Below are 12,722 nucleotides of genomic sequence, written 5' to 3'. Positions count from 1 at the left end.
GATGTTCAGCGGGGAACGCTCAGTAGGAGTGTTCGGCGTCGGGGAACGAGCCATCGCGTACCGCTGCGGCATAAGCGGCGATCGCGCCTGCGATCGAACCGCCCTCGCCCAGGAAGTCCTTGACGAATTTGGGCTTGCGATGGCCTGTGTCGATCCCCAGGAAGTCGTGCAGCACCAGCACCTGGCCGTCGCAATCGGGACCGGCGCCGATGCCGATGGTGGGAACCGCGCTAGCTGCGGTGATGGCCGCGGCGAGCGGCGAAGGCACGCATTCCAGCACCATCATCGAAGCACCGGCTTCGGCCACCGCCTGCGCATCGGCACGCAATTTGGCTGCGGCGTTCTCGTCGCGTCCCTGCACCTTATAACCGCCGAACTTCAGCACCGACTGTGGGGTCAGACCAAGGTGCGCGCAGACCGGAATATCGCGCTCGGCCAGGAAGCGGATGACTTCGAGTTTGTGGCCCGCGCCCTCTAGCTTCACCATCTCCGCACCGGCCTGCAGCAGCGCGATGGACGCCTGCATCGCACGCTCGGGGGTGGCGTCGGACTGAAAAGGAAGATCGGAGATCAGCATTGCCCGGCTTAGCCCACGCGCAACCGCCGCGGTGTGGTAGGCAACATGCTCTACGGTTACCGGCAAGGTCGAATCGCGGCCCTGCACCACCATGCCCAGCGAGTCGCCGACCAGGACGAGGTCTACGCCATTGGCGTCGACCACTCGCGCGAAGCTGTAGTCGTAAGCGGTCAGCATCACCAGCTTGCGCTGTTCGCGCTTGGCGGCGGCCAGCGTAGGCAGGGTCCACTTCTTGATCTCGGCGTGTGTGCTCATTGGCTGATTATCACCCTAACGACTCGATGGCCGAGATATCCAGGCTGGACAGAGCATCTTGCGCCCGGCCTTGTCCCGGGATGAGGATATCCGGTGCGATCTCGAGCAAAGGCACCAGAGCGAAGGCACGCTCATGCAGGTGCGGATGCGGCACCTGCAATCCGGGCTCGGCGATCACCGCGTCGCCATACAACAGCAAGTCCAGGTCCAGCGTGCGCGGGCCCCAACGGGACGAGGCTTCGCGTTCGCGGCCGAAATCGCGCTCGACCGCAAGCAAGGCCTCCAGCAAGGGACGCGCTTCGAGCCGCGTTTCCAGCATGGTGACGCCATTGATGAAGTCCGCCTGCTGTTCCAGTCCCCATGCCGGCGTCCGATACAAGCTCGACGCCCGCAGCAGGCGGGTTTCGGGCAAGCCGCCCAAGGCTTGGGCCGCCGAGCGCAAGGTCGCGACGGCATCGCCCAGATTGCCACCCAGGCCGACAAAGGCAATCACGAGACCCGTCATTCCGCGGCGGGCGCGGCACTGCCGGAGCGACGGCGACGGCGGCGGCGCTTGGGCGGCGCAGCGTCGTCTTCCGCATAAGCATCTCGGGGAATCGCCACACCTAGGGCAGCCGACAGCTCTTCACCCGATTGGGTCTGGGCTTCACGCCAGAAAGCCACATCTTCAGCGTGCTCGCTGGAGGCCGTCAGCCGCAGCAGCAAGAAATCATAGGCGGCGCGGAAACGCGGATGCGCCAGCAGACGCATCACCCGCTTGCGCTGCCTCGAACTGAAGCGCGATTGCAGCAGCCAGATTTCCTGCATGGGCAGGGAAAAACGGCGCGGCAAAGCGACCGTGCCAAGCTGGTGCAGGGTCACCCGGTCGGCGGCACGGCGCTGGGCCTCTTCCGCATTCACGCCCTGTGCCTGCAGGCCGATCAATGCCCGGCAATACGCCGGCCACAGCAGCAGCGCGAACAGGAACGCCGGTGAGACCGGTTCGTCGTTGGCTACGCGCGCGTCGGTGCCGCGCAGGCCCTCCAGCAGCATGCTGCGCAAGGCGCCGCTGCGGTTGGAAGCGAGTGCGGCGGCGGTTTCGGGAAGGATCGCCGGCAATAGGCCGAAGCGCTCGAGGCCCTCGAAACTGGCTACGGCATTGCCCGAAAGGAACAGCTTCAGCAGTTCCTCGAACAATCTGGCTGGAGCGGCTTCGGAAAGCAGCGGCGCCAAACGCGCGATCGGTTCGGCGGAGGCCGGGTCGATCTCGAAACCCAGTTTGGCGGCCAGCCGTATCGCGCGCAGCATCCGCACCGGATCCTCGCGGTAGCGCTGCTCGGGGTCGCCGATCAGCTTCATGCTGCGCGCCTGCACGTCCTCGAAACCGCCGACGTAATCGCGCACCGAGAAATCCTCGATGGCGTAATACAGCGCATTGGCGGTGAAATCGCGGCGCACCGCATCGTCCTCGATGGTTCCATAGACGTTGTCGCGCAACAGGCGACCGCCTTCATGCTGCTCGCGATCGCCGCTGCCGTCGTCGACGTTGGCGCGGAAAGTGGCGACCTCGATGATCTCGCGACCGAATACCACATGCGCCAGCCGGAACCGCCGGCCGATCAGACGGCTGTTGCGGAACAACGCCTTGACCTGCTCAGGGGTCGCATCGGTGGCGATGTCGAAGTCCTTCGGGTGGCCTCCGACCAGCAGGTCGCGGACCGCGCCGCCGACTAGATAGCCGGCGAAGCCCGAATCGCGCAGTCGGTACAGCACGCGCAGCGCATTGGGACTGATGTCCTTTCGCGAGATGTTGTGCTGGTCGCGCGGGATGACGCGCAGGGAGACGGCGGGTGGGAAGGCTTGCGACGTAATGGTGGCGGGTCCGTCTGTAGGAATGTTGCGGGTCAGTTTCGGGTGGATTCCGGGCTGGTTCCGGCCTGTTGGCATTTGCCGCAGGCGCGGACTGGCGAATATACTAGTCCGTCACGACGCTGCTTACCAAAAGCTCCCTTCGTCTAACGGTTAGGACGTGGCCCTCTCAAGGCTAAAATAGGGATTCGAATTCCCTAGGGAGCACCAAATTCCCTTTCCGCGCCTGGAGCCACCCGCTCCCGGTCCGGGCAATCGCTGGCAAAGCCCGGTCTTCTGGCCGGGCTTTTTTGCGTCTTCCGCTGCGCGATATCGGCGATGCCGCGCAATAGTGCCCTTGCGGCGCTCTAGATTTGCGGTGCTCTAAACTCACGATGCTCTAAACTTGCCGCACCTCCCATCGGACCGGACCCATGCCCTTCGTCGTCACCGAGAACTGCATCAAGTGCAAGTACACCGACTGCGTGGAGGTGTGCCCGGTGGATTGTTTCCATGAAGGCCCCAACTTCCTGGTGATCGACCCGGACGAGTGCATCGATTGCACGCTGTGCGAGCCCGAATGCCCCATCAACGCCATCTATCCCGAGGACGACGTCCCCGCCGGTCAGGAAGGCTACGTGGCGTTGAACAAGGAATTGGCCATGGCTTGGCCGGTCATCACCGTGCGCAAGGAAGCACTGCCCGACGCGAAGGAATGGGAAGGAAAAACGGACAAGCTGCCGTTGCTGGAGCGATGAGCATAGCGCTGGCTCGGGATCTCCGGGCGCGGGGATTTCCAGCAAACCGACAACAACAAAAAGGGCGCCTGAGGCGCCCTTTTCGTAACCCGTAACTCCGGCGATCAGCCGCCCAGCTTCGCCTTCAGCGCCGCCATCAGTTTCGGCGCCGATCCTGCGGCGGGAAGGCCGCGCGGATCTACCGCCGACACATACGTACCAGCCTCCACCGCTACCACGCGCACCAGGAAGTTACTGCCTTCGTAGGCGACATCGTAGCTGCCCAGCAGCTGCGCGCGGCTGGCGATGGTGAGGCCTTCCACGCCTGCCAGCGCATCGCCGACCTTGGCGAACACCTCATCGCGCGGACCCGCTACGTTGAAACCGGTTGCGGAAGTCGCCACAGCCTGCGGGGTGGTCGGCGCGCCTGTCGGCGGCAGTTGCATGGCGCCGGCGGTGTTGGGCAGGTTGAGATCCGGCGGCACTTCCAGCGGCCTAGTCTCGGCGCTCATTGCATAGTCCGGATTGCCTTTGCGGAACCACTTGCAGCCGGTGACGCCAAGCACGGCGATGGCCAGTGCCGCGATGGCGAGCGGGCGCAGGAACGGGGAATGGGAACGCATTGGGTAATCTCCTGAGAGTTCTGGTATTAAGCCGCGACTACTTCGCGACTGGCTTGATTTGACTGGTTTGATTCAAGCTGCGACGGCTTCGCGGCCGGATTGTTCTTCTATGACCGTGGCGGCGCCATACAGACGGTCCGCCTCGGCGACATGAGCCTCGGAAAGCGGCAACAGCGGCAGGCGCAGGCCCGCACCGTAACCCAAACGCTGCAACAGCGCCTTCACCGGGATGGGATTGGATTCCACGCCGAAGAAGGCATAGAAATCCTGCATCTGCGCATCCTGGCGTTCCGCCGCGGCCCGTTCGCGACTGCGCGACAGGTCGCAAAGCTTGCGGAAGGAGCGCGGCAGCGCGTTCGAACCGACCGAGATCAAACCGTCCGCGCCCGCCAGCATGGCGCGGCAGGCGGTGGGATCGTCGCCGCTCAGCACCGCGAAGCTTTCGCTGCGCAGGGCCAGCAAGGCCGACATGCGCTCTGGTTCCGAGCGCGCTTCCTTGATGCCGACGATGTTCGGATGGGAAACCAGTTGGGCCACCGTTTCAGGCAGCAGATCGCAGCCGGTACGGCCGGGCACGTTGTACAACACCACCGGCAGACCGCCCTGATCGGCTACGGCAATGAAATGGGCGATCAGCCCGGCCTGAGTCGGGCGCACGTACGGCGGAGTCACCACCAGCGCCAGATCCGCGCCGAGGGCGGCGGCCCGGCGGGTCTGGGCGATGGTCTTGGCGGTGTTCATCTGGCCGGTGCCCGCCAAAACGGGGATCCGGCCGGCCACGGTTTCAACCGCGGTTTTAAGCAGAAGATCGTATTCGGCATCGCTCAATGCCGCGGCTTCGCCGGTCGAACCGGCCACGACAATGCCCTGGGTACCACCCTCGAGCTGCTGCTGCAGCAAACGGCGCCAGGCATCGAGGTCGAGATCGCCGGCAACCGTGAACGGTGTCGCAAGTGCGGTGATACTGCCGGAGAGGGACAAGCGGTTGCCTTTGGAATGGGGTCGCGCGGATCGCCGCGCACCCTGCGATGTTACTTGCGGCTGGAAAGCGCGGGCAAGTATGCTGGGCCATGCACCAGGCACCTGCCCGGTCGCCATTCAGACTAGAAGTGATGCCGGAAGCTCCATTGACCGATTCGACCGCCCGGCCTTCGCCGAACGAGAACCATCTCCTGATCAACGCCTATACGACGCATCCGGAGTCGCCGCTCCTGTCGGTGACGCGTCGGATCGCCGATAGCGGCTGCAACCTGGTCGATGCGCGCCTTTCCACCGTAGGCCGCGATGTGTCGGTGACCGCGCTGGCGACCGGCTCGTGGGATGCGGTGGCCAAGTTGGAAGCCATGCTGACCCGGCTGGAGCGCGAGGAAGGCCTGAAGCTGGTCTGGTACCGCACCGGCGCCAAGGTCGTTCAGTCCAACCTGCTGCCCTATATCGTGGAAGTGGTGGCGGCGGACAAGCCCGGCATCCTGTTCCAACTGGCCGATTTCTTCGACCGCCAGGGCATCACCATCGAAAACCTGCAAAGCACGCGCTATCGCGCCATGCAGACCGGCGCGGAGATGTTCTCCGCGCAGGTGACCATTGGCGTGCCCGCCAACATGCACATCGCCGCGCTGCGCGACGATTTCCTCGAATTTTGCGACCATTTGAACCTGGACGCGATCATGGACCCGATGAAGTTCTGACCTGATGACAGCAACCGGCACGGCCCTGAGCAAAACCACGCTGAAGCTTCCGCTGGCGCTGTCCGGCGGCGAAACCGCGAAACTCTCCGACTATGCCGGCCAGTGGCTGGTGCTGTACTTCTATCCGAAGGACAGCACGCCGGGCTGCACCACCGAAGGCATCGACTTCAACGCGCTGCTGCCGAAGTTCAAGAAACTCAACGCTACCGTGCTTGGCGTGTCGCGGGATTCGGTGAAATCGCACGATAACTTCTGCGCCAAGCAGGGATTCAAATTCCCTCTCGTCAGCGATGCCGACGAGGCGTTATGCAAGGCCTTCGATGTGATCCACGAGAAGAACATGTACGGCCGCAAAGTGCTGGGCGTGGTCCGCAGCACCTTCCTGATCTCGCCGGACGGGCGTATCGCGCAGGAATGGCGTGGAGTGAAGGTGGCCGGCCACGCCGAAGCGGTACTGGAAGCACTGAAGGTCGCAAGCAAACAGTGACCGACTCTTTTTTCTCACTACGCCACTGCCCCGCCCTGCGGGTTGCGGTGGCGCGATGCTGCGCCAGATCCACGTGTTGCACCCGATCCCACACCCCACCCTCCGCGAGGCTGTCTAGATGACCCGAAGCAAGCGCATCTACGTGTTGGACACCAACGTGCTGATGCACGATCCGACCGCGCTGTTCAAATTCGAGGAACACGATGTCTTCCTGCCTATGCAGGTCATCGAGGAATTGGACAACGCCAAGAAAGGCATGACCGAAGTCAGCCGCAATGCGCGCCAGGTCAGCCGTTTCCTAAATGAACTGATCGAGGGCGCCGGCGCCGAGCAGATCGACGCGGGCATCGTGCTCAGTCATCCGCAGGGATTACAGCTCAAATCGCAGAGCGCGATTGGCAAGCTCTATTTCCAGACCAAGCCGGTGGCGCTGGATCGCACCTTCGGCACCGTCGCCCCCGACAACAAGATCCTCGCCGCAGTATTGGAGCTGCGCGAGCGGCACCCCGAAGTGCCGGTCATCCTGGTGTCCAAGGACATCAACCTGCGGATCAAAGCCGCGATTAGCGGACTGGTGGCCGAGGACTACGAGAACGACCGCGCGCTCGACGATTTCAGCCTGCTGTTCACTGGCGCCACCGAGTTGTCCACCGACTTCTGGGACCGCCACGAGAAGGACCTGCGCTCGTGGAGCGACAAGGCTGGACGTACCAGCTACGAAGTGACCATGACCGAGGACGAGGACTGGTATCCCAACCAGTTCCTGTACCTGCCTGGCGAGGACGAGGTGGAATTCCGCGTCGCCAAGATCGGCACCGACAAGAAAGCGACGCTGGCGCTGGCCGATGATTTCCGCAGCACCCAGCATGCCGTGTGGGGCATTACCGCGCGCAACCGCGAGCAGAATTTCGCCCTCAACGCGCTGATGGATCCGGAAATCGATTTCGTCAGCCTGCTCGGCACCGCCGGCACCGGCAAGACCCTGCTCGCGCTCGCTGCGGGCCTGGCCCAGACCATGGACCAGCAGCGCTACCGCGAGATCATCATGACCCGCGCCACCGTCAGTGTGGGCGAGGACATCGGCTTCCTGCCGGGCACCGAAGAAGAAAAAATGACGCCCTGGATGGGTGCGCTGACCGACAACCTGGAAGTGCTGACCCACAACCAGGACGGCGGCGCCTGGGGCCGCGCGGCGACCAACGATCTGCTCGCCTCGCGCATCAAGATCCGCTCGATGAATTTCATGCGCGGGCGCACCTTCCTCAGCCGCTATTTGATCCTGGACGAGGCGCAGAACCTCACCCCCAAGCAGATGAAGACCCTGATCACCCGCGCCGGCCCTGGCACCAAGATCGTTTGTCTGGGCAATGTGGAGCAGATCGACACGCCGTACCTGACCGAAACCACCTCGGGCCTGACCTACGCCGTGGACCGCTTCAAGAACTGGGCGCATAGCGCGCACATCACGCTGCGGCGTGGCGAGCGTTCTAGGCTGGCCGATTACGCATCGGAAGTGCTTTGACTGCGGATGCCGGGTTGGCTTGCCAGCCCAGCGTTCCCCGCAGGCCGGTGCCGTTATTGATCAGCAGACCTGACTTGCAGTGATGTTTTATACATCAGTATGCATTTACAGTAATTGCATCAACATGCTTCATATGCTCGAATAAATGCCCTGATCCGTTGCCTTAGGGGCGCAAATGATTACCGCCGTGCAATTGCGGGCCGCGCGCGCGCTGCTTGGTATCGACCAGCGAACGCTGGCCGAGATGGCCGGCGTCTCCCTGCCCACCATTCAGCGCATGGAGGCAAGCAAGGGCAATGTACGCGGCGTGGTCGACACGTTGACCAAGATCATCGAGGCACTCGATGCCGCCGGAATCGAACTGATCGGCAACGAGCAGCCTAGCCAGGGGCGCGGGCGCGGCGTGCGTCTGAAAGAAATCGTGTGATATCGATGGACGCGGCGCAATACGGGCGCATGTTCGTACCGAAGTTGTACACGGTGCTGCGTGGCGGCTATCGCTGGGCCGACTTGCGCGCCGACGCGATCGCCGGGCTTACGGTCGCCATCGTCGCGCTGCCATTGGCCATGGCGCTGGCTATCGCCAGCGGCACCACGCCAGAGAAAGGTCTGTATACCGCGATCATCGCCGGCTTCCTGATCTCCGCGCTGGGCGGGTCGCGGGTGCAGATTGGTGGGCCGACGGCAGCGTTCATTCCGGTCGTGTTCGTGGTGATCCAGAAGTTTGGCTTCGGCGGCCTGATTCTGTGCACGTTGCTGGCCGGGCTTATGCTGATAGGCGCAGGCCTGCTGCGCCTTGGCACGTTGATGAAGTACATGCCACAGCCGGTGATCACCGGCTTCACCGCAGGTATCGCGGTCAGCATCTTTTCCAGCCAGGTCAAGGACGTGCTGGGATTGCGGATGGAAAGCGTGCCGGCGGAGTTCTTCGCACGCTGGTCCGCTTACGCCAGGCACATCGCGACCACGCAACCGGCAGCGGTCGCGCTTGCGGTATTGGGCCTTGCCATCATCATCGCGCTGCGGCGCTGGAAGCCGAACTGGCCCGGTTTCCTGATCGCCCTGCTGGTCTGCACCGGCGTCTGCATCGCGTTCGCGATGCCGGCGGAAACCATCGGTAGCCGCTTCGGTAGTTTGCCGTCATCGTTGCCGGTCTTCGATTTTCCGCGCATCCCGTTCGAACGCACTTTCGAACTGTTGCCCAGCGCCTTCACCATCGCCTTCCTCGCCGGCGTCGAATCCTTGTTGTCGGCGGTGGTCGCCGATGGCATGACCGGCGGACGCCATCGTTCCAATGGCGAACTGGTGGCGCAGGGGCTGGCCAACGTGGGTGCGGCGCTGTTCGGAGGCCTGCCTGCGACCGGCGCGATCGCTCGCACCGCCACCAACGTACGCGCTGGCGGGCGTTCGCCGGTGGCGGGCATGCTGCATGCCGCTTTCTTATTGGTGTTCATGTTGCTGCTGACGCCATGGATGCGTTATGTGCCGCTGGCCGCACTGGCGGCGGTGCTGCTGGTAGTGGCCTGGAACATGAGCGAGCACCAGCATTTCCGGCACACGATGTCGGCGCCCAAAGGCGACCGGCTGGTCCTGCTTCTGACCTTCTTGCTGACGGTTTTCTTCGATCTGACCATCGCCATCGAGGCGGGAATCGTGGCCGCGGCCTTCGTTTTCATGTTCCGCATGGCAGATGCGTTCGAAGTCAGTTCCGGGATCAAGCTGATCGATGAGAACGGCGACGAACGCGGGAGCGGCGCAGACCCAACGCAACGGGCACGCCTGCCCGAGGGCGTGGAAGCATTCCAGATCAGCGGGCCGTTGTTCTTCGGCGCGGCCAGCCGATTGGACGAACTTCTCGATCAGTTCTTCGAGCCTCCGAAAGTCTTCATCTTGCGCATGCGTCTGGTGCCGATCATCGACGCCAGCGGTGTGCATGCGCTGAAAACGCTGCTCGACCGCTGCCGCCGTCGCCACATCGTGCTGATCATCTCGGGCTTGCAGGCCCAGCCGCTTGAGGTTATCCGTAAAATGGGACTGGACCTACATGAAGGTGGGCTGCATTTCGTCGCGGATTTCGAATCGGCGCTGCAGTTGGCCGAAACCCTGGTCGATCCCGGCGAAAACACAAAGGCCACCGGCGCTTGAGCACTGTACAAACCCTCTCTGCATTGACCATCGCCGGCTCCGACTCCGGCGGCGGCGCCGGCATCCAGGCGGACTTGAAAACCTTCGCCGCCCATGGCGTGCATGGACTATCGGCTATCGCCGCGCTGACCGCGCAGCACACGCGCGGGGTCACTGCGGTGAGCGTTCCGTCGGTGGATTTCCTGCGCGCGCAGATCGACGCCTGCTTCGAGGATTTCGACATCGGTGCGGTCAAGTTGGGGATGCTGGCGAATGCAGATGTGATCGAGGCGGTCGCCGATGCATTGCGAACGCACACGCCTGCCTTCGTCGTCCTGGATCCGGTGATGGTGGCGACCAGCGGCGCGAAGCTGCTGGAAGACGCCGCTCTGAGCGCCTTGCGCATGCATCTGATTCCGCTTGCCTCGGTGATTACGCCCAATCTTCCGGAAGCCGAATTGTTGCTGGACCATGCCATTACGGACTTTGTAGGAATGCGCGCGGCCGCCAATGAACTGCTCTCGCTGGGAGCCGCTTCGGTATTCCTGAAAGGCGGTCATTTGCAGGACGACGGCGATGTGGTGGTCGATTTATTCGCCGACTCTACGGGCATGCGCGAAATCGCGCACCCGCGTCTGCGGATCGAAGCCCATGGCACCGGCTGCACGTTGGCCTCTGCGGTCGCGGCGAACCTGTGCTTGGGCCTTACCCTGACCGAAGCCTGCTCGGCGGCGTCGGACTACGTGCACGCCGCCCTGTTGAAAGGCTACCGCCCCGGACGCAGCGACATCGTCGTACTCGATCATTTCGGAGCAGCGCCCGCGCGATGAGCATCCAGGAACTCGGCATTCCGCTGTCCACGGACGACGGCCACCGCTACAACCTCATCGCACGCATTCCTTCGCAACCGCGGGCCTCGCTGCTGTGGCTGCCCGCGCTTGGCGTGGCGGCCCGGCACTACATTCCACTGGCGGACGCGCTCGCGGCGAAAGGTGTCGCCGTGTTCCTGCAGGAAATGCGCGGCAACGGCAGCAGCAGCCTGCGTCCGAGCCGCGAGATGGACTGGGGCTATCGCCAGATACTGACCTTGGACATTCCGCGCAGCCACGCCGCCGCCGTCGAACACTGCGGCGCGCCGGAGCGGATCATCGGCGGCCACAGCATCGGCGCGCAATTCGCAGCGTGCTATCTGGGACTGCATCCCGATGCATTCGACCACCTCTGGCTGGTGGCCAGCGGTTCGCCCTACTGGCGTACCTTTCCGGCACCGAGGCGCTATGTCCTCCCCTTTGCTTATCAGTTCGTACCGTGGATCGCCGACCGTCGCGACGTTTTTCACGGCCGGCGACTGGGCTTCGCGGGCGACGAGGCACGCAGCCTGATGCGCGACTGGGCTAAGGTGGGCCTCAGTAACCGCTACGCGGCCGCCGGCATGGAATCGAATCTCGAGGAGGCGTTGTCTCAGGTCAAGGCCCGGATTCATACGGTGCTAATGAAAGACGACTGGCTCGCGCCGCGCCGATCGATGCAGGCCCTGCTGGACAAGATGCCGCAAACGACAGCGGCTACTCAAGTCCTGGACCGCGCTGCATTGGGCACGAACGCAAACCACTTCGCCTGGATGAAACAACCTCAGGCGGTGGCCAGCGTTCTGTCGGGTTCTGTCGCAAGCAGCGACGCATAGCCCTGCGGATTGAGCGACTGCCAACGCCAGGCATCGCGGCACATGGCATCGACATCGAACTCGGCACGCCAGCCCAGCAATCGCTGGGCCAGCGAAGGATCAGCGTAGACCTCGGCGACATCGCCATTACGGCGATCGATGATTTCGTAGGGGATGTTGCGGCCGGACGCTTTCTCGAAGCCACGCACCAGCTCCAGCACGCTGACGCCCTTGCCGGTTCCCAGGTTGACGGTAAGGCTGCGGTCCTCGCGGGCCAGATAGTCCAGCGCGTCGGCGTGGGCACGGGCCAGGTCCATGACATGGATGTAGTCGCGCACGCCGGTACCGTCGATGGTCGGCCAGTCGCCGCCGAACACGCTCAGCTTGTCGCGCAGACCCACCGCCACTTGGCAGATGTACGGCATCAGGTTGTTGGGGATGCCGCCCGGATCCTCTCCCACCATGCCCGATTCGTGGGCGCCGACGGGATTGAAATAACGCAGATTCGCGGCTCGGAAAGTCGGATCTGCCCTGCACACGTCGCCGATCAATTCTTCCATCACCAGCTTGGTGCGGCCGTAGGGATTGGTGACCTGCAAGCGCGCGTCCTCGCGGATGGGCAGATGCTCGGGATCGCCATAAACGGTCGCCGAGGAACTGAACACCAGGTTGCGGACCTCGGCCTCACGCATGGCCTGCAGCAGATTGATGGTGCCGCTGATGTTGTTGTCGAAATAATCGAGGGGGCGTTCGCAGGATTCGCCGACCGCCTTCAGCGCGGCGAAGTGGACCACGGCATCGAACCGGCGGGTGGAGAATAGTTTTGTAAGTGCCTTCCGGTCGCGCATATCGGCGCGGTGGAAATTGACGGAGGACTCGGTCAGCGTTTCGAGTCGGTGCAGCACCTGCGGGGAACTGTTGCTGAAATTGTCCGCAAGAGTCACTTCATGCCCGCGCGCGGCCAGTACCAGATAGGTATGGCAACCGATATAACCGGTTCCGCCGCAAAGCAGGATGCGCATCGTCGATTCCCCTGGTGGACCCGGGCCGCACTCGCCCCGGTACACAGGTTTACGCAATACGGCGATGGCATCGGACAAACCTCCCTGTGTCCTGACCAAGGCGTTTTGCGCGTTCAGTCGGCCATAAGGGGGATTCCGCATCCATCGTGTGCAGCACGCCTGCAGACGGCATCGGCTAGACTCCGTCCGCCTAGACG

The 12,722-nt window shown here is 63.5% G+C and carries 14 protein-coding genes and 1 tRNA gene; 9 read left to right on the top strand and 6 right to left on the bottom strand.

Annotated elements, in window-relative coordinates; all coding sequences use genetic code 11:
* Positions 1 to 19: 19 nt before the first annotated feature.
* From panB to pcnB, 3 genes are read right to left on the bottom strand one after another with little or no spacing between them, the layout of a single operon-like run.
* A complete protein-coding gene (gene panB / locus AC1DTQ_RS01335; RefSeq protein WP_477847360.1) occupies positions 20 to 832 on the bottom strand; it encodes a 3-methyl-2-oxobutanoate hydroxymethyltransferase in 813 nt (270 codons plus the stop codon).
* A gap of 10 nt (positions 833 to 842) precedes the next feature.
* Complete coding sequence (gene folK / locus AC1DTQ_RS01330; RefSeq protein WP_477847359.1) at positions 843 to 1,337, bottom strand: 2-amino-4-hydroxy-6-hydroxymethyldihydropteridine diphosphokinase; 495 nt, start codon at positions 1,335 to 1,337, stop codon at positions 843 to 845.
* Positions 1,334 to 2,758, bottom strand: coding sequence for a polynucleotide adenylyltransferase PcnB (gene pcnB, locus AC1DTQ_RS01325; RefSeq protein ID WP_477847358.1), 1,425 nt, complete (start codon positions 2,756 to 2,758; stop codon positions 1,334 to 1,336). The genes folK and pcnB overlap by 4 nt, the downstream gene beginning before the upstream one ends.
* 57 nt (positions 2,759 to 2,815) lie before the next feature.
* On the opposite strand from pcnB, the gene AC1DTQ_RS01320 reads away from it, so the two are divergent.
* Together AC1DTQ_RS01320 and fdxA are read left to right on the top strand one after the other, a co-directional pair.
* Positions 2,816 to 2,890: transfer RNA gene (locus AC1DTQ_RS01320), tRNA-Glu, on the top strand.
* A gap of 203 nt (positions 2,891 to 3,093) precedes the next feature.
* Positions 3,094 to 3,417: a ferredoxin FdxA gene (gene fdxA, locus AC1DTQ_RS01315; protein WP_093280480.1), complete on the top strand. Its 324-nt coding sequence runs from the start codon at positions 3,094 to 3,096 to the stop codon at positions 3,415 to 3,417.
* A 104-nt stretch (positions 3,418 to 3,521) separates the two neighbouring features.
* Here fdxA and AC1DTQ_RS01310 read toward each other — a convergent pair whose 3' ends face one another.
* Together AC1DTQ_RS01310 and dapA are read right to left on the bottom strand one after the other, a co-directional pair.
* On the bottom strand, positions 3,522 to 4,019 hold the full coding sequence (locus AC1DTQ_RS01310; RefSeq protein WP_477847357.1) for a hypothetical protein: 498 nt from the start codon (positions 4,017 to 4,019) through the stop codon (positions 3,522 to 3,524).
* A 72-nt stretch (positions 4,020 to 4,091) separates the two neighbouring features.
* Positions 4,092 to 5,000, bottom strand: coding sequence for a 4-hydroxy-tetrahydrodipicolinate synthase (dapA, locus tag AC1DTQ_RS01305; RefSeq protein WP_477847355.1), 909 nt, complete (start codon positions 4,998 to 5,000; stop codon positions 4,092 to 4,094).
* Positions 5,001 to 5,131: 131 nt separating this feature from the next.
* Here dapA and AC1DTQ_RS01300 point away from each other — a divergent pair, with 131 nt between their 5' ends.
* From AC1DTQ_RS01300 to AC1DTQ_RS01270, 7 genes are all read left to right on the top strand, one after another.
* On the top strand, positions 5,132 to 5,707 hold the full coding sequence (locus AC1DTQ_RS01300) for a glycine cleavage system transcriptional repressor (RefSeq protein ID WP_477847354.1): 576 nt from the start codon (positions 5,132 to 5,134) through the stop codon (positions 5,705 to 5,707).
* Between the two features lie 4 nt (positions 5,708 to 5,711).
* Positions 5,712 to 6,194, top strand: coding sequence for a peroxiredoxin (locus AC1DTQ_RS01295; protein ID WP_477847353.1), 483 nt, complete (start codon positions 5,712 to 5,714; stop codon positions 6,192 to 6,194).
* Between the two features lie 118 nt (positions 6,195 to 6,312).
* Complete coding sequence (locus AC1DTQ_RS01290) at positions 6,313 to 7,716, top strand: PhoH family protein (RefSeq protein ID WP_477847352.1); 1,404 nt, start codon at positions 6,313 to 6,315, stop codon at positions 7,714 to 7,716.
* Positions 7,717 to 7,891: 175 nt separating this feature from the next.
* Complete coding sequence (locus AC1DTQ_RS01285) at positions 7,892 to 8,143, top strand: helix-turn-helix domain-containing protein (protein ID WP_477847350.1); 252 nt, start codon at positions 7,892 to 7,894, stop codon at positions 8,141 to 8,143.
* Between the two features lie 29 nt (positions 8,144 to 8,172).
* Entirely contained in the window at positions 8,173 to 9,861 is a 1,689-nt protein-coding gene (locus AC1DTQ_RS01280; RefSeq protein WP_477847349.1) for a SulP family inorganic anion transporter, read from the top strand.
* Positions 9,858 to 10,670, top strand: a complete 813-nt coding sequence (thiD, locus tag AC1DTQ_RS01275) for a bifunctional hydroxymethylpyrimidine kinase/phosphomethylpyrimidine kinase (protein ID WP_477847348.1) — start codon at positions 9,858 to 9,860, stop codon at positions 10,668 to 10,670. Before AC1DTQ_RS01280 ends, thiD begins: the two co-directional genes overlap by 4 nt.
* Positions 10,667 to 11,524: an alpha/beta hydrolase family protein gene (locus AC1DTQ_RS01270; protein ID WP_477847346.1), complete on the top strand. Its 858-nt coding sequence runs from the start codon at positions 10,667 to 10,669 to the stop codon at positions 11,522 to 11,524. The genes thiD and AC1DTQ_RS01270 overlap by 4 nt, the downstream gene beginning before the upstream one ends.
* On the opposite strand, the gene galE is transcribed toward AC1DTQ_RS01270, so the two are convergent.
* Positions 11,473 to 12,525, bottom strand: a complete 1,053-nt coding sequence (galE, locus tag AC1DTQ_RS01265; protein ID WP_477847345.1) for a UDP-glucose 4-epimerase GalE — start codon at positions 12,523 to 12,525, stop codon at positions 11,473 to 11,475. The two genes, AC1DTQ_RS01270 and galE, sit on opposite strands and share 52 nt — an antisense overlap.
* Positions 12,526 to 12,722 lie beyond the last annotated feature (197 nt).

The sequence above is a fragment of the Pseudoxanthomonas sp. P4_B2 genome, from assembly GCF_056402315.1.
This window is presented reverse-complemented; position numbering and strand designations above follow the sequence as displayed.

Coding starts and splice junctions, on each gene's coding strand:
- pcnB (WP_477847358.1), bottom strand. CDS start 2,758: ATGCCAACAGGCCGGAACCAGCCCGGAATCCACCCGAAACTGACCCGC.
- folK (WP_477847359.1), bottom strand. CDS start 1,337: ATGACGGGTCTCGTGATTGCCTTTGTCGGCCTGGGTGGCAATCTGGGC.
- AC1DTQ_RS01285 (WP_477847350.1), top strand. CDS start 7,892: ATGATTACCGCCGTGCAATTGCGGGCCGCGCGCGCGCTGCTTGGTATC.
- panB (WP_477847360.1), bottom strand. CDS start 832: ATGAGCACACACGCCGAGATCAAGAAGTGGACCCTGCCTACGCTGGCC.
- fdxA (WP_093280480.1), top strand. CDS start 3,094: ATGCCCTTCGTCGTCACCGAGAACTGCATCAAGTGCAAGTACACCGAC.
- AC1DTQ_RS01300 (WP_477847354.1), top strand. CDS start 5,132: ATGCCGGAAGCTCCATTGACCGATTCGACCGCCCGGCCTTCGCCGAAC.
- AC1DTQ_RS01280 (WP_477847349.1), top strand. CDS start 8,173: ATGTTCGTACCGAAGTTGTACACGGTGCTGCGTGGCGGCTATCGCTGG.
- AC1DTQ_RS01310 (WP_477847357.1), bottom strand. CDS start 4,019: ATGCGTTCCCATTCCCCGTTCCTGCGCCCGCTCGCCATCGCGGCACTG.
- AC1DTQ_RS01270 (WP_477847346.1), top strand. CDS start 10,667: ATGAGCATCCAGGAACTCGGCATTCCGCTGTCCACGGACGACGGCCAC.
- AC1DTQ_RS01290 (WP_477847352.1), top strand. CDS start 6,313: ATGACCCGAAGCAAGCGCATCTACGTGTTGGACACCAACGTGCTGATG.
- galE (WP_477847345.1), bottom strand. CDS start 12,525: ATGCGCATCCTGCTTTGCGGCGGAACCGGTTATATCGGTTGCCATACC.
- AC1DTQ_RS01295 (WP_477847353.1), top strand. CDS start 5,712: ATGACAGCAACCGGCACGGCCCTGAGCAAAACCACGCTGAAGCTTCCG.